This window comes from Occultella glacieicola (assembly GCF_004353825.1).
Classification (GTDB): Bacteria; Actinomycetota; Actinomycetes; order Actinomycetales; family Beutenbergiaceae; genus Occultella; species Occultella glacieicola.
The window spans coordinates 152,014-172,581 of record NZ_SMNA01000008.1; the positions used below are offsets into that span (position 1 = coordinate 152,014).

The 20,568-nt window shown below is 72.0% G+C and carries 23 protein-coding genes; 13 read left to right on the plus strand and 10 right to left on the minus strand.

What is annotated here, in order from left to right; all coding sequences use genetic code 11:
• Positions 1-110: 110 nt before the first annotated feature.
• The 3 genes from EXU48_RS17215 to EXU48_RS17225 form a co-directional block, all read right to left on the minus strand.
• Positions 111-2,066, minus strand: coding sequence for an HNH endonuclease signature motif containing protein (locus EXU48_RS17215; protein WP_133108912.1), 1,956 nt, complete (start codon positions 2,064-2,066; stop codon positions 111-113).
• A 776-nt stretch (positions 2,067-2,842) separates the two neighbouring features.
• Entirely contained in the window at positions 2,843-3,568 is a 726-nt protein-coding gene (locus EXU48_RS17220) for an aminoglycoside 3'-phosphotransferase (protein WP_133108913.1), read from the minus strand.
• Between the two features lie 40 nt (positions 3,569-3,608).
• Positions 3,609-4,013, minus strand: coding sequence for a DUF952 domain-containing protein (locus tag EXU48_RS17225; protein ID WP_133108914.1), 405 nt, complete (start codon positions 4,011-4,013; stop codon positions 3,609-3,611).
• A gap of 388 nt (positions 4,014-4,401) precedes the next feature.
• On the opposite strand from EXU48_RS17225, the gene EXU48_RS17235 reads away from it, so the two are divergent.
• The 11 genes from EXU48_RS17235 to EXU48_RS17285 all read left to right on the plus strand — a co-directional run bounded on the left by EXU48_RS17235 (position 4,402) and on the right by EXU48_RS17285 (position 12,217).
• Positions 4,402-5,544, plus strand: a complete 1,143-nt coding sequence (locus tag EXU48_RS17235) for a histidinol-phosphate transaminase (protein WP_133108915.1) — start codon at positions 4,402-4,404, stop codon at positions 5,542-5,544.
• A 92-nt stretch (positions 5,545-5,636) separates the two neighbouring features.
• The gene (gene hisB / locus EXU48_RS17240) at positions 5,637-6,218 is read left to right on the plus strand and encodes an imidazoleglycerol-phosphate dehydratase HisB (RefSeq protein ID WP_133108992.1); all 582 of its coding nucleotides are present in this window, start codon (positions 5,637-5,639) and stop codon (positions 6,216-6,218) included.
• The gene (locus EXU48_RS17245) at positions 6,215-6,919 is read left to right on the plus strand and encodes a hypothetical protein (protein ID WP_133108916.1); all 705 of its coding nucleotides are present in this window, start codon (positions 6,215-6,217) and stop codon (positions 6,917-6,919) included. The genes hisB and EXU48_RS17245 overlap by 4 nt, the downstream gene beginning before the upstream one ends.
• Entirely contained in the window at positions 6,916-7,536 is a 621-nt protein-coding gene (gene hisH / locus EXU48_RS17250) for an imidazole glycerol phosphate synthase subunit HisH (protein WP_133108917.1), read from the plus strand. Before EXU48_RS17245 ends, hisH begins: the two co-directional genes overlap by 4 nt.
• Before the next feature lie 56 nt (positions 7,537-7,592).
• Entirely contained in the window at positions 7,593-8,324 is a 732-nt protein-coding gene (priA, locus tag EXU48_RS17255; RefSeq protein WP_133108918.1) for a bifunctional 1-(5-phosphoribosyl)-5-((5-phosphoribosylamino)methylideneamino)imidazole-4-carboxamide isomerase/phosphoribosylanthranilate isomerase PriA, read from the plus strand.
• Entirely contained in the window at positions 8,321-9,100 is a 780-nt protein-coding gene (locus tag EXU48_RS17260) for an SseB family protein (RefSeq protein WP_235857097.1), read from the plus strand. Before priA ends, EXU48_RS17260 begins: the two co-directional genes overlap by 4 nt.
• 337 nt (positions 9,101-9,437) lie before the next feature.
• Complete coding sequence (gene infC, locus EXU48_RS17265; RefSeq protein ID WP_235857098.1) at positions 9,438-10,004, plus strand: translation initiation factor IF-3; 567 nt, start codon at positions 9,438-9,440, stop codon at positions 10,002-10,004.
• Positions 10,005-10,034: 30 nt separating this feature from the next.
• On the plus strand, positions 10,035-10,229 hold the full coding sequence (gene rpmI, locus EXU48_RS17270) for a 50S ribosomal protein L35 (RefSeq protein WP_133108920.1): 195 nt from the start codon (positions 10,035-10,037) through the stop codon (positions 10,227-10,229).
• 35 nt (positions 10,230-10,264) lie between these two features.
• On the plus strand, positions 10,265-10,654 hold the full coding sequence (rplT, locus tag EXU48_RS17275) for a 50S ribosomal protein L20 (protein WP_133108921.1): 390 nt from the start codon (positions 10,265-10,267) through the stop codon (positions 10,652-10,654).
• Positions 10,655-10,688: 34 nt separating this feature from the next.
• Entirely contained in the window at positions 10,689-11,564 is an 876-nt protein-coding gene (locus EXU48_RS17280; protein WP_133108922.1) for a TrmH family RNA methyltransferase, read from the plus strand.
• The gene (locus EXU48_RS17285) at positions 11,561-12,217 is read left to right on the plus strand and encodes a nucleoside/nucleotide kinase family protein (protein ID WP_235857099.1); all 657 of its coding nucleotides are present in this window, start codon (positions 11,561-11,563) and stop codon (positions 12,215-12,217) included. Before EXU48_RS17280 ends, EXU48_RS17285 begins: the two co-directional genes overlap by 4 nt.
• A 15-nt stretch (positions 12,218-12,232) precedes the next feature.
• Here the strand turns inward: EXU48_RS17285 and EXU48_RS17290 are convergent, their stop codons facing one another.
• From EXU48_RS17290 to EXU48_RS17320, 7 genes are all read right to left on the minus strand, one after another.
• Positions 12,233-13,156 (minus strand): sensor histidine kinase, encoded by a 924-nt coding sequence (locus EXU48_RS17290; protein ID WP_133108923.1) that lies wholly within the window; start codon positions 13,154-13,156, stop codon positions 12,233-12,235.
• Between the two features lie 64 nt (positions 13,157-13,220).
• Positions 13,221-14,003 (minus strand): hypothetical protein, encoded by a 783-nt coding sequence (locus tag EXU48_RS17295; RefSeq protein ID WP_133108924.1) that lies wholly within the window; start codon positions 14,001-14,003, stop codon positions 13,221-13,223.
• A complete protein-coding gene (locus EXU48_RS17300; RefSeq protein WP_133108925.1) occupies positions 14,000-14,920 on the minus strand; it encodes an ATP-binding cassette domain-containing protein in 921 nt (306 codons plus the stop codon). Before EXU48_RS17300 ends, EXU48_RS17295 begins: the two co-directional genes overlap by 4 nt.
• A 128-nt stretch (positions 14,921-15,048) precedes the next feature.
• Positions 15,049-15,738: a response regulator transcription factor gene (locus EXU48_RS17305; RefSeq protein ID WP_133108926.1), complete on the minus strand. Its 690-nt coding sequence runs from the start codon at positions 15,736-15,738 to the stop codon at positions 15,049-15,051.
• 47 nt (positions 15,739-15,785) lie between these two features.
• On the minus strand, positions 15,786-17,090 hold the full coding sequence (locus EXU48_RS25155; protein ID WP_235857100.1) for a DUF6176 family protein: 1,305 nt from the start codon (positions 17,088-17,090) through the stop codon (positions 15,786-15,788).
• Positions 17,091-17,092: 2 nt separating this feature from the next.
• On the minus strand, positions 17,093-18,205 hold the full coding sequence (locus EXU48_RS17315) for a DUF4037 domain-containing protein (RefSeq protein ID WP_133108927.1): 1,113 nt from the start codon (positions 18,203-18,205) through the stop codon (positions 17,093-17,095).
• Between the two features lie 62 nt (positions 18,206-18,267).
• Positions 18,268-19,077: a nucleotidyltransferase domain-containing protein gene (locus tag EXU48_RS17320; RefSeq protein ID WP_133108928.1), complete on the minus strand. Its 810-nt coding sequence runs from the start codon at positions 19,075-19,077 to the stop codon at positions 18,268-18,270.
• 338 nt (positions 19,078-19,415) lie between these two features.
• On the opposite strand from EXU48_RS17320, the gene EXU48_RS17325 reads away from it, so the two are divergent.
• Both EXU48_RS17325 and EXU48_RS17330 read left to right on the plus strand, forming a co-directional pair.
• Positions 19,416-19,706, plus strand: coding sequence for a hypothetical protein (locus EXU48_RS17325; protein ID WP_133108929.1), 291 nt, complete (start codon positions 19,416-19,418; stop codon positions 19,704-19,706).
• A gap of 395 nt (positions 19,707-20,101) precedes the next feature.
• Positions 20,102-20,458, plus strand: coding sequence for a hypothetical protein (locus EXU48_RS17330; RefSeq protein WP_133108930.1), 357 nt, complete (start codon positions 20,102-20,104; stop codon positions 20,456-20,458).
• The last annotated feature ends 110 nt before the right edge of the window (positions 20,459-20,568 follow it).

Consider the following 20,568-nt stretch of genomic DNA (forward strand, 5'->3'; position numbering starts at 1 on the left):
CCGGGTCCTGCACCGCCTCGACGGTGGCGCCAGGTTTGCTCACGGACAGCCGTCCGTGTGGGGCTAAGTGGCGGGGACCACCCGCCCGTGGTCGCGCCGGCCGCCGGGTCTCACGCAGCCGTGGCGTCCGGGCGAACTTGCCCGTCCTCCGTGCGAGGTCCGTCGGCGACGTTCTCCTCGGCTCGGGCCTGCTCGTTCTGTCGGTGGATGTCCCAGTTGCCCATGACGGTGCTGACGGCGTCCACGAGGTGCAGCGGGCCGCCGCCGATGGGGGTCAGAGGGTGGTTGGGATCGCGGAACTGGTCGGGGTCGGATGCTTCCGCGGAAGCGACGCCTGGACCTGATTCGTCGCGGATCGTCGGAGCTGCGCCGGATTCGGGGCTCGTCGGCCCTGATCCGGCGAGCTCCTTCGGCGTGGTCGTGGCCACGGGGGCTGCGACGGGCTCGGACGTGTGCGCGGCAACCGTAGAAGGGGCCACGGTGACTGGCGGCGTTGGTACCGAGGTGAGGATCCGGCCGTCGGGGGTGGTGAAGAAGACGGTCCCGTCTTCTCGCAGGGTGATGTCGTAGTTGCCTTCGTGGAGGAGTCGGTGGTGGGTGGCGCAGAGCAGGACCAGGTTGGTCAGGGTGGTCGGGCCGCCGTCGGCCCAGTGGTGGATGTGGTGGGCGTGGAGGTAGGCGCGGCGGTGGCAGCCGGGTGCGCGGCAGCCGTGGTCGCGGGACCAGAGTGCGCGTCTGAGGGCGGCGTTGGTGCTGCGTACGCGTGGGCTGACCTCGAGGGTGCGGCCGGGGCGGGCGTTGGGCACGACGGTGAATCCGGAGGTGTGGTTGGCGTGTAGGTGGGTGACGACGCCGGTGTCGCAGGTCAGGCGGCGCGCGGTCTCGGGGTGCAGGGCCGGGCCCAGCTCCAGGTGTGGCCCGATCAACTTCGCCGTGTCCGGCGGATCCTCCTCAGCCGTGGCCGGGTCGGCCCCCGGCGCTTCCGCGGAAGCGCCGGGGCCGGCGATGCCTGTGATTGGGGTGACGGTGGTGAAGCCACCGCGTTGCGCGCCGTCCTCGACTGCCTCGTGGGTGGCGTCATCGGAGCGCGCCGCTGGATCGCTCCTGAGAGTTCGGGTGTCCTCGCGCCCGAGCCCGTCGGCGGTCTCGGTGGGCTCGAGGACCTCGGGTTCAATGGGGCCGGCCGTGTCCGTGGGTGCGGGCCGCGCGTTGGCGAGGTCGTCGAGGGTGACGTGCAGGACGGTTTCGCCGCGTCGCTGGCCCCGGGGGGTGTGCGCACCGGTGGAGACCGCCGCCTGATCACCGGTGGTGGCGGCGTGGCCGGGGTGGGCCACGACGGACTGTTCACAGATCAGGATCAGCGCATCGATGAGGGCGTGCCCGTGCACGACACTCTCCCGCAGCCAGGGCGGTGGTTCGGGATCCGTGGAGTGCCCGGCGTCGGTGTCCTTGAGGTAGTCACCGACCCGGTTCAACTCCTCGATCAGGACCGCGGCGTCCTCCGGCGAGCACCGCCCGGAGAAGGAATAGGAACCATCGAGTTCCTCCCGGAAACGCAGGTGCCGCTCACCGTGGAGCTGGTTCACCTCATCCAGCGACCGCGCGGTGCGCACCCCGGCCACGAACCGCTCCAACTGGTTCGCGGTCGCCGACGCGGCCACGGCCAGCAGTTCCGGTTCGGTCTCGGCCGTGGCGACTCTGGTGATCGCCCGGACCTTCGAGAACGACAAGTGCCCGGCCGCGAACACTGCCGTGGTACCCGGTAGGACGGTCAGAGCATGCGCGATCCGCACATGTTCACGGGCGGTGGTCGCCGACATCCCGCACCGCCAGGACAGCCAGTTCACGCAGGAAGCGAACCCGCCCGTGTTCCAACCCTGACGATCATCGAACTCGGCCAATAACAGCAGGAACCGACACGTCGACGCCGCGATCTTGACCGCCAACCCGGACAGCTCCGCCTCGATCTCCTCCAACGGCCGCACCTCGCCAGGATCGAGTGGGGCTGCACCGGGATCGTCGGACAGCCGACTCGCGGGTTGGGTCTGGAAACTGGCTGTGGTCATGGCAACCTCCTAGTTGAAACACCTGTTCTAATCGTAGGCTCGGGCACCGACAACGTGATCGGGGCTTGTGGATGGCTGGTGCGGCTGCGTCCGCGGGGCGCTTCCGCTGAGGCGGTCTGCGGTCGCGAGGGCGGGCGCCGGCGGGGACGAGACGCTTCCGCTGAAGCAGTCTCGGGTCACGGGGACGGCGCGCCGGCGGGGAGGGGGCGCTTCCGTTGAAGCGGTCTCGGGTCACGGGCCGGGGGTGTCGGCGGGGACGGGATGCTTGCGAGAAGCGGTCAGTGGTCGCGGGGGACGGAACGCTTCCGCTGGGGTGTGTGCGGACGGGACGGGACGCTTCCGCGGAAGCGTGTCGTGGATTCGGATCCCGGTCTGTCGCAGCGCACATCCGGGGCGCGCCGACGAGGCGGCGGCGAATGGTCCGCACGTGCGGTGGCGCAGTGACGGGGCGCTTCCGGGGAAGCGGTGGGCGATCCGTGGACGGCCGTGCCCGGGCTGCTGCCTGCGCGGTGGTCGATCGCCGCGCCAGCCCGGTGAGTGGGCGTATGGCGCGATGTGCTCGGTCCCGACGATGGCTGCGTCGCGTGGCGCGCTCGGTCCGACTATTGCTGCATCGCGTGCGGACGATGGATGCGTCGCGTGGTGCGCTCGGACCCGACGATGGCTGCGTCGCGGTGCGCTCGGTAGCCACCGCCAGCGTCGCTGGTCCCGGAAAAAGCGCGCCGAGGCTCTCCACGAGAATCAGGCGAGCGAGCGGACTCCGGGAGGTGCGCCGGTCACGTCGCGTTCCACAGGTCGCGGTAGTACTCCAGGCGGGCGCGGTCTGGAGCGAGACCGTATGCCTCGATGAGCGCGTCCTCCCAGCCCGGCCCGTAGTTCCATTCCGTGCTCATGGAGGCGACCGCGATGTCGGCCCACCGGTCCGCGACGCCCATCGCGCCGAGGTCGACATGGCCCACCCAGGACCCGCGGTCGTCGAGGAGCGTGTTGGGGCAGCACGCGTCGCCGTGGCACACGACGGGCCGGTCGACGGCCGGTGGCTCCCGTAGGGGGTCCGGCACGCGGATGCCGCGGGCGGCCGCGTTCGCCAGGCGGGCGGGCACGCCCCAGTCGAACGGGCAGCCGTCGACCGGCAACGCCTCGTGCAGAGCCCGGAGTCCGGCGCCGACGGCGCGCACGGCACTCGCCGGATCCGCGATCCAGCGGGCCGCGACCGCCGACTCCCCCTCGAGCGCGGCCGTCATCAGCCACTCATGCGTCGCGTCGCCACCCTCAGCGATCACGCGTGGCACCGCGGTGTACGAAGCGGCCCAGACCAGCCGGGCGGCCTCGGCCTCCATGGACGTCTCGGCGTTCTTGGGACCGTACTTGAGGTAGCGCCCGTCGTCCGTGCGGAAGGTCACCCCGCCGAGCCCGTTGCGCCACACGGGAGTCAGCCGTGCGTCGCCTGCGAGGCGTCGAACGGGCCGTGGTTCGGCAACGGGTTCGCTGGGGATCGACACGGCTCCATCCTGCCGCTTCCGCGGAAGCGCGGACCGAACCTCAGTCGGGACGAGCGGTCGAGGCCGCCGGGTCCGCGCCCCCGTCGGTGAACCCGAACCGACCCGTCGCGTCGAACATCGCCCCGCGCACGGCCACGACCGCGGCCACCGGCAACGGCCCGCCGTACACATGCGGGAACGGCTCGGGTGCGCCGTCGAGCGCCTCGACCCGCACGGTGCGCCCGGCCGCCTCGAGAGCCGCGACATCGATCTCGAGCACCACCAGGGGCTCCGGATCGTCGGCGTAGAACGCCTCCGCCACCCCGGCGACCTGTCGCTCGTAGGAGCAGTGCAGGTACCCGACCTGCTCGATCGTGGCGCCGCGGGTGGACACGGCGTACTCCCCGGTCGCGGACGCGGCGGCCCAGTCGGCGGCGTGGGCCAGATGCAGGATCGTCTCGCTCATGCTCGCGAGCGTACGGTGCCCGACGGCGGAGCGCGCCGAGTCCGGTGGGGTCGCCCCGGTCGTGGGGCGAGAGACGAACGGCCGGGTTCCGCCGAGCGGCCGGGCGCCGGGCCGCCGGCTTCGAGCGGGTTCGCCGGGCCGCCGGCTTCGAGCGGGTTCGCCGGGTTGCCGGCTTCGAGCGGGTTCGCCGGGCCGCCGGCTTCGAGCGGGTTCGCCGGGCCGCCGGCTTCGAGCGGGTTCGCCGGACCGCCGGCTTCGAGCGGGTCCGCCGGGCCGCCGGCTTCGAGCGGGTCCGCCGGGCCGCCGGCTTCGAGCGGCGGAGCGCCGGACCTGTCCGAACAACGGGCGCCACGAAGGGTGCGCGCTGCGACCCTCCTAGACTTACCCCGTGACCGGTGACCCGACGACCCAGCCCGCCCCCGCCGTCGTGCTGCCCCTGCGCGCCGACCTGGTCGGCGAGGTGCCCTACGGCGCCCCGCAGTTGGATGTCCCGCATCTGTTGAACGTCAATGAGAACCCGTATGCGCCGCCGGCCGACGTGGTCGCGGACATCGCCCGGTCCGTCGCGGCCGCGGCCTCGGACCTGAACCGGTACCCCGACCGGGACTTCCCGGGCCTGCGTCAGGACCTCGCCGACTACCTCGCCGCCGAGTCCGGCGCCGACGACCTCGAGGTCGCGAACCTCTGGGCCGCGAACGGCTCCAACGAGGTGATGCTGCACCTGCTGCAGGCGTTCGGCGGCCCCGGGCGAAGCGTGATGTCCTTCGCGCCCACCTATTCGATGTACCCCGAATACGCCCGGGACACCCTCACCCGGTGGGTGGCCGGCACCCGCCGGAGCGACTTCGGCCTCGACCCCGACGAGACGATCGCCCAGATCGAGAACGAACGTCCCGCCGTCGTGCTCCTCGCGAGCCCGAACAACCCGACCGGCACCGCCGTGGACGTGGCCACCATCGACGCGATCGCGTCGGCGACCACCGGCACCGGCCCGGACGGTGCCGCGACCGTGCTCGTGGTCGACGAGGCCTACGCGGAGTTCCGGCGCGTGGGCACCCCGAGCGCGTTGAGCATCCTGGCCCGGCACCCGCACCTGGCGGTGTCCCGGACGATGTCCAAGGCGTTCGCATTCGCCGGTGCCCGCCTGGGCTACCTGGCCGCGGCGCCCGCTCTGGTCGACGCCCTGCAGGTGGTCCGGCTGCCGTATCACCTGTCCGCGGTCACCCAGGCCGTGGCGCGCGCGGCGCTGCGACACCGCGACGTGCTGCAGGCGCAGGTCGCGCAACTGCGTGACGAACGGGACGCGACCGTGGCCTGGCTGCGGGAGTTGGGCTTCACCGTCGCGGACTCGGACGCGAACTTCGCATTCTTCGGCCGGTTCACCGACCGGCACACGATCTGGCAGGGTCTGCTCGATCGCGGCGTGCTGATCAGGGAGACTGGTCCCAGTGAGTACCTGCGCGTCTCGATCGGGACGGGCGAGGACATGGCCGCGTTCCGCGGCGCATTGAAGGAGGTGACCGGCCGGTGAGCGAGTCCAGCCAGGTCGAAACGCCCGTCGAAACGCCGGTCGAGACGCAGAGCCCGACGGCGCCGGCTCGGTCGGCGCCCCGCACCGCCCGGGTGGAGCGCACCACGTCCGAGTCCAGCGTCGTGGTGGAGCTCGACCTCGACGGCACCGGTGCCGTCGACGTGTCCACGACGGTGCCCTTCTTCGACCACATGCTGAACGCCCTGGGCAAGCACTCCCTGATCGACCTCACCGTACGGGCGACCGGTGACATCGACATCGACGCGCACCACACCGTCGAGGACACCGCGATCTGCATCGGGGAGGCGCTGCGCCAGGCCCTCGGCGACAAGGCCGGCATCTCCCGGTTCGGGGACGCCCTGGTCCCTCTGGACGAGGCGCTCGCGCAGGCCGTCGTGGACGTCTCGGGCCGGCCGTACATCGTGCACACCGGTGAGCCCGAGGCGCAGGTCTATCACCTCGTCGGTGGCCACTTCACGGGGTCCCTGACCCGGCACGTGTTCGAGGCGATCGCGCTGCACGCAGGCATCTGCCTGCACATCCGCCTGCTCGCCGGCCGCGACCCGCATCACATCGTCGAGGCCCAGTTCAAGGCGCTGGCGCGCGCCCTGCGGTTCGCGGTCGCCCGAGACCCGCGGGTCACCGGCGTGCCCTCGACCAAGGGCTCGTTGTGAACGAGGGCCGGCCCGACGGCGCCGGCTCGCCCGAGGAGTTCGACGAGGCCGCGTTCGAGGCCGCCTTCGAGGAGGCCTTCGGTGCGACCGCCGAGCCCGACCGCACGTTCCGGCGTGCCGCCGACGCCGACGGCGACTCCGCGGAACCCACCGTCGACGGCGGCGCCGCGCCCGGGGCCGAGCCGCTCTACGCGCCGGACGGAGTCCGTAAGCGCTCGGTGGTGGCCGTCGTGCTGACGCCGATCACCTCCGCGCCGGCCCTCGCCGGGCTGTGCGCGATCGCCAAGATCGACGCGGACATCGTGCCGGTCAGGCGTGGCAGTCTCGCCGTGCGGGTGATCCCGCAGTCCGACCAGGTGGACCCGGAGGAGTTCCTCACCGGGGCACCGGCCGCGGCCGTCGACCTCGCCGCGACGCTGTCCCGGACCGCGAAGGCCGGAGTCATCCTGCTCATCTCCCGCCTGGGGGAGGGTGACGAGGGCCTCACCGGCACGATCAGCGGGCGCAGCTACGTCAATGGCGACCCGGGCGAGGAGGTCAGCGCCGGCCTGATCCTCGCGAACGCCGATGACGTCCTGGAGAACCTGCTGCTCGGCGTCATCACCCCGGAGGAGGCCCCCGGCCACCTGAAGCCGGCGAACCTGACCCGCTGGCAGGCCGGCCGGCTGTTCGGGCGGACCCAACGGAAGAAGAAGCCGTGAGCGCACCCGCGCCCACGGTCGTCGTCCTCGACTACGGCTCGGGGAACGTCCGCTCCGCCGTCCGTGCACTCGAGCGCGTCGGCGCGCAGGTCGAGCTGACGGCGGATCCCGATGCGGTCGCCGCAGCGGACGGTCTGGTGGTTCCCGGTGTCGGTGCGTTCGCTGCCGTCATGACCGGCCTGAGGGAGGTCGGTGCAGCACGGATGATCGAGCGCCGGCTCTCCGGTGGCCGCCCGGTCCTGGGCATCTGCGTCGGCCAGCAGGTCCTGTTCTCCGCCGGCGTCGAGCACGGCGAACGCACCGAGGGCTTGGACCAGTGGCCTGGTGTGGTCGAGCGCCTGGACGCCTCGGTCGTCCCGCACATGGGCTGGTCCACGGTGACCCCGCCCACCGACAGCGTGCTCTTCGAGGGGATCGCCGATGAGCGCTTCTACTTCGTGCACTCCTACGCCGCGCGCACCGCCCCCGACTATGCCCGGGTGACCTGGGCGACGCACGGCGTGGAGTTCGTCGCCGCCGTCGAGAACGGCGCCCTGAGCGCCACCCAGTTCCACCCCGAGAAGTCCGGTGACGCCGGTGCACACCTGTTGCGCAACTGGCTCGCCACCCTGCGCTGAGTCTCCGGGCTGAGCCTCCGCCTCGACCATCCCCGTTGGAAGGACCCCGATTCCCCGTGACCACTCGCCTCGAACTGCTGCCCGCCGTCGACGTCGCCGACGGTCAGGCCGTGCGCCTGGTCCAGGGCGAGGCCGGCTCCGAGACCACCTACGGCGCCCCGATGGACGCCGCGCTGGCCTGGCAGTCCGGTGGCGCCGAGTGGGTGCACCTGGTGGACCTGGACGCGGCGTTCGGGCGCGGTTCGAACGCTGAACTGCTCGCCGAGGTGGTCGGCACCCTCGACGTGGCAGTGGAACTGTCCGGCGGCATCCGCGACGACGCCTCGCTCGAGCGTGCGCTGGCCACCGGCTGCCGCCGGGTCAACCTCGGCACCGCCGCTCTGGAGAACCCGGACTGGACCGCAGCGGCAATCGCGCGGCACGGCGACCGGATCGCCGTCGGGCTCGACGTGCGCGGCACCACCCTCGCCGCCCGCGGCTGGACGAAGGAGGGCGGCGACCTGTGGGAGGTCCTCGCCCGCCTCGACGCCGACGGCTGCTCCCGCTACGTCCTGACCGACGTCACCAAGGACGGCACCATGCGCGGCCCGAACCTGCACCTGCTCCGCGAGTTCTGCGCCGCCACCGACGCCCCGGTGGTCGCCTCCGGCGGCATCTCCAGCCTGGAGGACCTGTCCGCCCTGCGGGGCCTGACCGACCTCGGCGTCGAGGGTGCGATCGTCGGCAAGGCTCTGTACGCCGGCGCGTTCACGCTCGGCGAGGCGCTGGACGTCGCCGGCCGCCCGTGAGACCGGCGCCCGACCGGCTGCCCGACGGTCGCCCGCTGCCGGACGGCGGCGGGCGGTCCCTGCCGCCCACCCCGAAATACGCGGGGGACGACGGCGGCACCGACCCGTCGCTGGCCGCGGCGCTCTCGGAGCCCGACGGCGGCGCGCGCCTTCGTGCGGTCGTGCGCGCCCTGGGCGGGGCGCGGGTGCTCGTGCCCGTGGTGGCGCACCTGGAGGAGCGAGCCGACGCCGTCGGGCACGAGATCAACGGCCACGAGGTGCAGGTCGCGGGCGAGAAGAGCGCCTCGGCCGCGATGGTCACGGTGGCCACGCCGGACGGGCGCGCGGCGGTCCCCGTGTTCTCCGGGATGGCCGCCCTGACCGCGTGGCGCGCGGACGCCCGGCCGATCCCGGCCGAGGGGGTGCGGGCCGCGCTGTCCGCGGCGGCCGACGCCGACGGACTGCTGGTCCTGGACCCGGCCGGGCCGGTGCCGGTCCTGGTGCCCCGCCCGGCCGTCTGGGCGATCGGCCAGCAGCGCGAGTGGGTGCCGGCCGTCGATGACCCGGAGGTCGCGGAGGCGATCCGGGCGGCCCTGGCCACGGTGCCCGGCGTGGTCGAGGTCCGGGTGCAGCCGGGGGAGCGGGCCGAGGTCAGGGTGGTGCTGGGGTTGCGGCAGGGGCTGGACCGGGCCGGCCTGGATCAGGTGCTGCGCGACGCGAGTGGCGCGCTGGCCGCTCAGCAGATCGTGGCCGAGCGGGTGGACTCGCTGGAGTTGCGGGTGGTCGGCGCGGGTTGAGACCGGTGCCACACCGGCCCCGGGTGGTCCGCGACCGCCCTCATGCTAAAGTTGGTCATTGACCGACCGGTCTCGCTTCGGCACGACCGGTGTGCAAGCGGAGTTTCTCCCACCTTTGCTCGACCGGAACGGATCATGCCGCCGACAGGGTACGGGTTCAGGTCGAGGGTCCTGCCGGACCCTCAGTACCGGCCGAGGCGATTCGTGCCGGAACAGACCCGAGGCCTCCGTGTGCACCGCACCCGGAGGCCTTTTCCGTGCGGCGCGGTGAACCGACACGACTTTCTCTCGTAAGGAGCACCACATCAGCGAGCCCCGCATCAATGAGCGGATCCGCGTGCCTGAGGTGCGTCTGGTCGGGCCGAACGGTGAGCAGGTTGGCATCGTTCGGGTCGAGGACGCCCTGCGACTGGCTGCGGAGGCCGACCTGGACCTGGTCGAGGTCGCCCCCGAGGCGCGCCCACCGGTCTGCAAGCTCATGGACTTCGGCAAGTTCAAGTACGAAGCCGACATGAAGGCGCGTGACGCCCGGCGCAACCAGGCGAACACCGTCCTCAAGGAGATCCGGTTCCGGCTGAAGATCGACCCGCACGACTACGGCACCAAGAAGGGCCATGTCGAGCGGTTCCTCAAGGCCGGCGACAAGGTCAAGGTGATGATCATGTTCCGCGGGCGTGAGCAGTCACGTCCGGAGATGGGCATGCGCCTGCTGCAGCGGCTCGCCGAGGATGTGGCGGAACTGGGCCACGTCGAGAGCACCCCGCGTCAGGATGGTCGCAACATGACGATGGTGCTCGGCCCGAACAAGAAGAAGACCGAGACCCGCAACGAACAGCGCCGCCGCGCTCAGCAGGCCGCCGCCAAGGCGGAGCCTGCCGACGCGGAGGCCACCGAGGCCGGCTGACCCCAGCCGGCTACCAACAAGGAACAAGAGATGCCGAAGAACAAGACGAACTCCGGTGCCAAGAAGCGCTTCCGGATCACCGGTTCCGGGAAGGTCATGCGCCAGCGTGCCCGCCACGTCCACAAGTTCCAGGAGCGCCGCGCCAGCCAGGCCCGCCGCCTCGTGAACGACGTCGTGGTCTCCCCGGCCGACGAGAAGAAGATCAAGAAGCTGCTCGGCAAGTAACGCCGCGCCCTACCACCGAGATTTAGGAGTACGACGTGGCACGCGTCAAGCGGGCGGTCAACGCCCAGAAGAAGCGCAGGACGACCCTCGAGCGGGCCAGCGGTTACCGCGGCCAGCGCTCGCGCCTGTACCGCAAGGCCAAGGAGCAGGTCACCCACTCGCTGACCTACGCCTACCGGGACCGCCGGGCGAAGAAGGGTGACTTCCGTCGCCTGTGGATCCAGCGGATCAACGCCGCTGCCCGCGCCAACGGGATCACCTACAACCGGTTCATCCAGGGCCTGAAGGCCGCGGGGGTCGAGGTGGACCGTCGCGTCCTCGCCGACCTCGCCGTCACGGACGCCACCGCCTTCGAGGCGCTGGTCACCCTGGCCAAGAGCAACCTGCCCGAGGACGTCAACGCGCCGGCCACGCCGGCCGCCTGACCCACTCGAAGCACAGACACACCCGAACGCCCGGATGATGCCCGATCCGGACCTGACCAACCCCCGCGCCGAGCGGGTGAAGGCGGTCCGGGGCCTCGCCGGGCGTTCGGCGCGCTCCCGGCACGGTCAGTTCCTCGCCGAGGGACCACAGACCGTGCGGGAGGCCGTCGCGTTCGCGGCCGAGCACGTCCGGGACGTCTACCTGACGCCGCAGGCCGCCGAGCGCTACCCCGAGATCGTCGACGCGGCCCACATCGCCGGCCTGTATCTGCACCTGGGCAGCCCCGAGGTGCTCGACGCGATGAGCCCGGACGCCCAAGGGGTCCTCGCGGTCCTGAACACCTGGGACACCCCGCTCGCGTCGGTGCTGGCCGCCGACCCGGCGCCGCGCCTGATCGCACTGCTGTCCCAGGTGCGCGACCCGGGCAACGCGGGCACCGTCATCCGGGCCGCGGACGCCGCTGGGGCCGATGCGGTGATCCTGACCTCCGCGAGCGTGGACGCCCACAACCCGAAGGTGGTGCGCGCCACCGCCGGCTCCCTGTTCCACGTCCCGGTCGTCACCGGGCTCACCCTGGACGATGCGGTCACCGCTGCGCGCGCCGCCGGGATGCAGATCCTCGCCGCCGACGGCGCCGGCGCCGTCGACCTGGACGAGCTCGCCGAGTCCCCGCGCTCCGGGGCCGACGGCGCCGGCGGCGCCGACCTCGCCGCGCCGACCGTCTGGGTGTTCGGCAACGAAGCCTGGGGTCTGGGTGCACCCGAACGCGCGCTCGCCGACGCCGTGGTCCGGATCCCGATCCGAGGCCGCGCCGAGTCGCTGAACCTGGCCATGGCCGCCACCCTGTGCCTGTACGCCTCCGGCCGGGCACCCAGGCACCGCCGCCCGTGGGAACCGACCGAGTGGTGAGCGGACTGCCCGCGGCACCGGACGCCGTCGTGCCGTTGGTGCGGCGGGTCCGCGGCCTCGCGGCCACCCGCGACCGGGTCCTCCTCGGCGTGGTCGGCTCGCCCGGCGCGGGCAAGTCCACCCTGACCGATGCCCTCGGTGCGGCGCTCGAGTCGGACGGGCTCCGTTGCGCCGTCGTCGGCATGGACGGGTTCCACCTCGCGCAGGCCGAGCTCGAGCGCCTCGGTCGGGCCGACCGCAAGGGTGCGATCGACACGTTCGACGGCGACGGGTACCTCGCGCTGCTGCGGCGGCTGCGTGCGCAGCGCCCGGGTGACGACGTGATCTACGCGCCCCGCTATCTGCGTGGCGCGATGGAGCAGCCGATCGGCAGCCACACGCCGGTCGCCGGCGACGTGCGGGTGCTGCTCACCGAGGGCAACTACCTCCTCGCCGACGTCCCGCCCTGGCACCGGGTCCGTGAGGTCCTGGACGAGATCTGGTTCCTGCGCACCGACCCGCTCGTCCGGCGGGAACGGCTGCTCGCCCGGCATCTGGCGAACGGCAAGACCCTGGAGCGCGCGCTCGCGTTCACCGACGGCTCCGACGCCCGCAACGCGAAGCTCATCGAGGCGACCGCCGGGGCGGCGGATCTGGTCGTCGACTGGGACTGACCGGCGCTCGGAGCGCTACGGTCCGGCGGGTCGACGGGGAACGGCGACCCAGAGCACGAGCCGATCCTCGGGGCTCTCCTTGCGATGCTCGAGCGTTGCCGAGGCGCAGCCGCCCAGCTGCCGGGCCAGCACGCTGACGATCGACAACCCCAGCCCGGTGGTGCGGTCGGAGCGCGAGGAGTCGGCTGTGAAGAAGCGCTCGAACAGTCGGTCCGGGTCGACCGCGGCACCCGGCGGGAACGGGTTCGCACACCGGATCTCGACGTGGTCGCCGGTCGTCACGACTGCGACCTCCAGATGGCCCTGCCCGTGCTGGGCGGCGTTTCGGACGAGGTTCTGCACGATCCGGGTCAACTTCTCGCGGTCCGTGGTGACCAGGACCGGGCCGGGCGGGTCGAAGCGGACGTCGAGGCCGGCGTCCTCCAGTGATTGGGTCGCCGCGAGCAGGACGTCGGCGACCAGGATCGCGACGTCGACCTCCTCGTGCACGATCCGCGGCTCGGCCTCGAGTAGGTAGCTGTACTCGTAGAGCCGTTGGACCAACGTCTCCAGTTCGGTCGCGTGCCGCTGCGCGACGGCGAGCTTGGCGCGCTGGTCGGCGTCCAGGTCGGAACGGCCGAGCAGTTGTTGGTAGCCGCGCACGGCGGTCAGCGGGGTGCGTAGGTCGTGGCTGATGTCGGTGATCAGGGCACGGAACCGCAGTTCGTCCCGGTGGGACCGGACCTCGGCGTCCCGGGTCGCCCGGAGAGCCTCGTCGGTTCGCACCGCGAGGGCCTCCAGCGCAGGGTTGATCAGGTCGAGGGTGATCGTGGTGCGTTCGTCGCCACGCAGGCGCGAGGTGAGCTGCCGGGTGAGGGTGCGGACCTGGCGCACGATCAGCGCCAGGTAGACCAGCACCGCGACGAGGGCAGTGGCGAGCAGAACGATCGCGGTGACCACGGTGCCCTCCCGGTGTGGCTGTCCCCGGGCGCGGACGGCGCCCCCTGCGGGCCACTGTAGGGCGCTACTTGACGTCCGCCCGGCGGAAGAGCAGCCACGCCAGCGCGCCCATCGCGGCGATGAACACCACCGAGACGGCGGTAGTGGTCAGCAGGTCACCGGTGCTGCTGTCCGGGAGCGGCATCCGGTCGGCGGAGAACGGGGTGAGCCCGGCGATCGCCTCGCCGGGAGCGGTGTCCGAGACGGTGCTGACGAGCAGGTCCGCGACGAACGACCAGACGAAGCCCGTCGCCATCACCACGATGGGCCGCTTCAGCACGAAGGCGAGCGGGATGCACACAGCGAGCTTCGCGGCGTAGAGCAGCCCGGTCACCACACTCACCGCGACCAGGTGGACGACGCCGCCCGCGTCGAGCTCCACGGAGTCGGCCGTGAGCAACGCGAACGTCGTCGGGAGCGCCGGCTCGAAGGACGCGCCCGTTGCCCGCCCCACGAGCGCGGCCAACCCGTAGGGCAGGCTCACCAGGATCACCGCGAGCGAGGCGGTCATGGCCTTCGAGGCGACGACCGGTCCGCGGCCCGCCGCGAGCAGTGCGGCGTGGACGGACTTCGTCTCGAAGGGGCGGGCGATGGCGAGACCGATCAGCAGCGGGCCGAGCAGACTGATGATCAGGATGTCGCTGACGCCCTGCACACCGCTCGCGGACGCGGGATCGAGACCGCCGCTCGCCAACCGGTACTGCAGGAAGGTGTAGAGCGCAGCGGCTGCGCACGCCACCAGGACACTGACGGTCATCGCGGTCGAGTGGCGTTGGACATAGAGGTCGGCCTGCAGTTGGTTGATCATGATCTCCCCGCTCCGGTGACGGTGAGGAAGAAGCTCTCGAGCGACTCTCCCTCAGGGCTGAAGGCGGTGGGCCACACGTCCTGGCGGACCAGGGTGCGCAGCACGGACTCGGCGTCGTCGAGGTGCGAGGTGAGCCGGACCGAGCGGTCCGGCATCACGGTGAAGTCCGACGTCCCCAGGCCCTGCTCAAGAACGGTGGTCAGGCGCTCGGTATCGGGTGCCTCGATGCGTAAGAACCTCTGCGTCTGCGCATCGAGCTCGGCGAGGGTAAGGGTCCGGCGCACGGCGCCGCGGTCCACGATGATGTAGTCCGTTGCGGTCTGGTACAGCTCCGGCAGGTTGTGGCTGGAGAGCAGGACCGTGATGCCGCGCTCGATCGCGAGGTCCCGGATGAGGCGCCGCACCTCGACCACTCCGGCGGGATCCAGCCCGTTGACCGGCTCGTCGAGGACCAGCAGTTCCGGCGCCGAGATCAGGGCCAGCGCGATTCCCAGGCGCTGGCGCATGCCGAGCGAGAAGTTCGAGACCCGCTTGCGGCCGGTGTCGGCCAGCCCGACGAGCTCCAACAGCTCGGTCTCGACGTTGGGGTCGGGCACGCCGCGGATCAGACGGTGCACGTGCATGTTCTGCCGCGCCGTCATCGCACCGTAGGGCGTCGGGGTCTCGATCAGGGTCCCGATCCGGGCCAGGTCCTGCTGCCGTGGACGCTCCGCGTCGGAGCCGAACAGACTGATCGTGCCGGCGGTCGGGATCGCCAGTCCCGAGATCATCCGCATCAGGGTGGTCTTGCCGGCCCCGTTCGACCCGATCAGGCCGTACACGCGACCACGCTCCATCCGGATGCTGACGTCGTCGACCGCACGCTGCTCGCCGTACCGTTTGGTGAGCCCGCGGGTGACGAGTACCTCCTCGGTCATGCCGATCTCCTCCGCCGGTTCCCGGGCCGATCGCGGCCCGGATCTTCTGGACGTCACCGACCGTACGGACCGGAGGTTCAGCCGACGTCAAGTGGCGACCGAGAGGGTGTGGAAAGGGTCAAGAAGCGTCAGGATCGCGTCAGGACCCGCCGCAACCGGTACCCGAGGCCCCAGACGGTCTCGATCGGATCCGAGTCCGGGGCTGCGTCGCGAAGTTTGGCGCGCAGGTTGGACAGGTGCGTCTTGACCGCGGCGTCGTCGCCGACGAACGGCTCCTCCCAGACGGCCTCGTAGATCGACGGACGTGACCGGACCGTGTCCGGGGACTCCAGCAACAGGCGCAGGATCCGCAGCTCGGTCGCGGTCAGCGCCACCGGCCGGCCCGCGATCGTGGCGCGTGCCGAGGCCGGGTCGAGTGTGAGGTCCCCGTGGGCCAGGGACCGGTCATCGGTGGCCGGGTGCGCGCGGCGCAGCAGGACCTCGATCCGGGTCGCCACCTCGGTGAGGTCGAAGGGCTTGGTCACGTAGTCATCGGCGCCCAGCCGCAGCAGGTCCACCTTGGTGACCACGGCATCCCTCGCGCTGAGCACGAGCACCGGGACGGAGCTGTGCCTGCGGATCTCGGTCAACAGCACCGATCCGTCGACGTAGGGGAGCATCAGGTCCAGCACGACGAGGTCGACGGGGGCGCCGGCCAGCGCGGCGCGTGCGGCGAGACCGTCACGGACCCCGCGCACCTCGTGGCCCTCGGCGGTCAGTGTCTCGACCAGCAGGGCGTTCACGTCGGCGTTGTCCTCTACCACCAGGATCTGCGCCATGAGGGCAACGCTAGCGGTCCGATCGTCGACTGGGACTGACCGGCGCCTCAGGCCTGGCCGGTCCGGCCGAACCGGGTCAGGGCGTCGAGGATCGGTGCCGGCGCGAGCAGGAACATCGGGGTGAGTTCCTCCCACCCGCGTTCCTTGACCCGCCGGGCGAACGCCTCGTGTGCGGCGTCCACCGGGTTCGATGTGTCCAGACCCGACCCGTCCGTGCCCAGGAGGGCGAGGTGGTACATCCACACCGACCCGTCCGCCTCGGTGTGCTTGAACGTTGCCTCGAACGCCGCTCGCTCGGCGGGGAGCGTGGCTTGGCACTCCGCGTAGCGGTCGGTGAGCATCTGCATCCAGATGCCGAGCTCGGCCTCCTTGCCCGGCAGGATCCGGGCCCGGGACAGCTCCAGTCGGAGGCCGTCGGGCACGGTGGCGGGCATGGGGTGCGGGGGCGCGTCCGGGGGATCCGGGCGGAACGGGGTGTTCGCCTGCCGATCCACGGCGTCGGTGCCCGCCTGATCGCCGGCGGGGCCGGGCCCGGCGACGGGTGCGCGCCCGAGCACCATCAGGTGGGCCGAGGCGCCGATGAGCGTGGGCTCACGCTCGATGCGGCGGATCGCCTCGAGCACCCGCCGCTGCGCCGCACCGCCGTCGAGCAGGTCCGCCATGGTGGGCGCGGAGCCGGACGGTCCCTCGATGGCGATCGGGCCGTCGACGTCGAGACCCGCGGCCGCGACCTCGGCGGTCAGTTCCTCGGGGCGGTGGAAGTACGCCGTCGTGAACCACCCGCGGACGTTGGCGGGGTTGAGGTGTCGTCCGGTCGCCACGTCCGCGGCCACGATCTCGGCGAACTCCTCGCTCTCCAGATGCGAGGCTCCGATGGCGTCCAGGGTCGAGGCGAAGCGGCTGATCCCGACGGCAACCACCACCCCGCCCGGCCGCAGCACCCGGCGTGCTTCACGTAGGGCGAGCGCCCGGTCGTCCGGCTCGGTCAGGTGGTACAACGGGCCCAGCATCAGCACGACATCCACACTCGCGTCCGCGACGGGCAGGTCTCGCGCATCGCCCAGCGTCGCCGAGCGCAGCGGTGTGGCCGACGAGGCACTCGCCGCGCTCGCCTCCTCGACGTGCCGTGGCACCGGGTCCAGCAGGTCCACGGTGTACCCGCGCTCGGCCAGCCAGAGGGCGTAGGCACCCGGGCCGCCGCCGACGTCGAGCACCACGGCCGGTGCCGGCGGCAGGAGCCGGCCGAGCAACTCCTGCGTGCGGACCCGTTCGAGCAGACCTGGGCCCTCGCTGAGCCGGCCCGCCTCGCGGCCCTGGTCGTAGTAGTCGCGGATCTCGTCCTCGATCGGCATGGCTACGGCGTCCCGTCGTCGGTGGGTGGAGGAGCAACCGCCCCGGCGGCGCGACGGCGTCGGGTCGGGTCCGTCAGCACGGCCACGTTGCCGACCCACTGCTCGAGGGAGCCGACCTCGGGCGGCAGCGCGAGCACGTCGGGGTCGGTGAGCGACGCCCGCAGGGGGCCATCGTGGGAGACCAGGGAGCGGAACGGCCGGTCCCAGAAGTTCTCGATGGCCGGGGTCGGCGTGGGCAGGCCGAGGTCCCGCTGCCGCGCGCTCAGGACCTGCAGGGCCTCGACGAGGGCAGCCTCCCGCCCGCGCCACCCCGGCGCGGTCACGGCTGCGGCCAGGGCGGGCGCGGCCGTCGAGGCGTGGGGGAGCGCTGCGAACAGGGTGCCCCGCCACTTCGGGTAGGGCGGCCAGGACCGGTCGAGGAGGAACCCGAGGTGCATCGCGATGTCGACGAGACGGGCGGTGATGACAGCGGCCCCGGTCTCGTCACCGCGGGTCCCGGTGCGGCCGACGAACGGCAGTTCCTGGGTGAGCCGAGCCCAGTCCGCGGCGAGCAGGTACCGCCACAGGTCGTCGGGGTACCAGGCGAGGCGCCGCCGCAGTTCGGTGAGCGTTCCGGCGGTGTCGATGAACACCGCGCCGGCGGTGACCTCGAGCATCGCCTGCCCGGTCACGCCGAGCCAGTCCGTCACGGTCAGGTCGGTGCGGGTGTCCAGCCCGGTCCGGGACTCCACGAAGTCGTGGGCCTCGGCGACCTCCACCTGGTGGCCGACCGCCGGGTGCCAGCTCGTCGGGAACCGGGTCGGCAGGCCCGCGTACGTGCGCGGTAGCTGTGCCTCGAGGAACCCGTCGACATCGGCGACGGAGCCCGCCGGCACCAGCAGGGTCAGCCGCAGGCCCCAGTCGTGGTCGCGGGACATGGCGTCGTCCAGGCCGAGCACGTCGGAGCCGCTGCCGAGCCGGGCCGCGGCGTGTGGGAGACCGGGCCACCTGGTCCCGACCAGTGGACCCACCACGTCACGGTAGTAGGCACCGGCGAGGGCGATCCCGGACCGGACGCCGACGTCGTCGGCCCTCGCGCGATCGGACCACACGGGTGCCGTCGGTGCCTCATCCATGCCGCGACCCTGTCATGCTCCGGCGCGGCCGGGCCAGGGCTTTCCGGAGGCACCCCCGGCGTTCAGAGCCCGGCGGCGTCCTCGATGACGCGGTTCATGAGGTCGGCGGTGCTCACCCGCCAGTGCTCGCGCGGTGGCGCGGCGGGCGGGGCGTGCCCGGTCAGTGAGGCCAGTGCCACGGCCACGATCGGTTCGACATCCCGCCCGAAGGCGCGGATCCCGTACGCTCCGGCTTCCTGTTTCGAGAGCACGGCGCCGGTCGCGATGGTCGCGTGCAGCCGCAGCGGGCCGAGGACGTTCCATTCCACGGCCGCCGCCCGGATCGGCCGGCCGCCGACCGCGAGCCGCTCGGCCTGGGCCGCCCAGTAGTCTCGCAGGTTCGCCAGGTTCCACTCCCGGAGGTGGTCGGGTTCGGGGTCGAGGTCGAGCTCCGCCGGCTTCGGCCCCCGTACGGTCATGCCTCGGGTGGCGAGCACCTGCCACATGACCGGGTTCACGTCGAACCCCGCGCCCGCGGTGAACTCATGGCCCACATGCGAGGCGACCGGCACGATCCGGGTCACCGGCAGGGACAGGTCCGCCCGGTGCACGAAGACCGCGTTGCACATCGCGAAGAGCCGACGGGTCCGGGCCAGTCCAGCCAGCATCCGCGGAGTCTGCGCCAGGTGCAGGGCGCGCAGCCGCCGCCGGTCGGCGGCCGTGACGGCGGCGTCGTCCAGGACCACCAGCAGGTCGATGTCGCTGCGCCCCGGCCGGTAGGCACCCAGCGCCGTGGAACCGAACACGTAGGCGCCGACCACCCGACCGGGCAGCAGCCGGTCGGCCCGGCCGAGGTAGGAGCCGACGGCCCGGCGGACCTCGGCGGGGAGCATGACCGGCACCCTACGCGGCTCCGGGCTTCGCGCTGTGCTGAACAACTCAGTCCACTTGGTCGAGGCGCGTTGCTGTTGTCAGCGTCGCCCGACTCCTCGAACCACAGATCAGTTGCGACGGCATGGCAACTCCGTATCGATGATCAGGCCAGCACAGCCATCAGATCGAACGGGCCGGCCCGACCATCGCGTTCACCGTCTCCGCGCCATCGCCGACCCGGACGAGACAGCAACGAACGACGACTCACTCTCCTGTTTCTGCCCCATCGCAGTCATGTCCAAGTGTCGCTCTTGCCCGAAGACACGGTCCCGAGGTCCGGAAATGGGAGAATATGACGATGGTGACACCTGAGGAAGCGCGGCAGTTGCTCGTCGAGTACTTCGCGAAGAATCCGCCGGCGGTATCGGGTGACCTGTACGTCGCGCCTGAATGGTTCGAAGACGAGGACGACTTCCTCACCGTGTGGGGATCTCGGCAGTTCTTCCTCGAAGGCAAGGCGGAGTACGGCAGCTGGAACAACGAGGTCCTGTTCATGGACAAGCGCACCGGGGAGGTCCGCCGCGATATGCACAACGCGAACTTCCGCAAGATCCGGGCGATGACCCCGATCGATGTGGGTGAGGGATGACGGTGCGGCTCACGGCAGTCCAGCTCCGATCGCCCCGGACACGATCGGGCAGTTCGCCGACCGGTTCCGGCGCGCGCGGCCGAGGACCCGGCGCTTGCTGGGCCTGTGTGGGAGTGGGAGCCGCGCTCGGCCGCGGCCGAGCGTGACGGGGTTCCCGCCTTCGTGGCCAGTCGTGAGGGTCGAGTTGGCTGGCGACCGTCAGCGGCCGCCGGGACGCGCCCCGACGCTGACGTCGTCGAGGTAGGGGCCCTTGAACCGCATCGCGGGTGCCGGCTGCTCGCACGGCTCGTGTGGGATGCCGCGCTCCCGTTCAGAACTCGGGTGACTGATCCGCCGCGCCGCGGGTCGCTAGGCTCGATGGGGCGCGGCACTGGACCGTGCGAGAGGAGACCGCAATGGCTCGGATTCCCCCCGCGGTGAGCGTCTTCGTCGACCGTGCGGCGGCACTCGACGGCGCCGCCTACCCCGCGATCGAAGACGCCCACCTCGACGCCGATGAGGTGGCAGCGCTGCACGAGAGGCGCGACCCGAAGTTGTCGGCGTCCGAGTCGTCGTCCCTCGACGCGTACGTCCGCGAGCGACTGCGCGCCCGCAGTGCTGACCTGCCGCAGTCCGGCATCGGCACCATCAGTGGTGCCATCGGCGCGACGAACCTGGCCGCGCGGGTGATCTGGAAGCGCGACACCGTGGCGCCGGAGGTCTTCGAGATCGTCGTCGCGCCGTTCCGGGACGCCGGAGTCGAGGTGCCCTGACGGAATTGGTGTTCTCCCCATGCGGTCGATCCCGAGGTCCGCTTGTGCTGGGGGCACCGGCCGCGGCGGGAGGACCCCTCCCAGCCCGCGGGCAGATCGACGGCCCTACG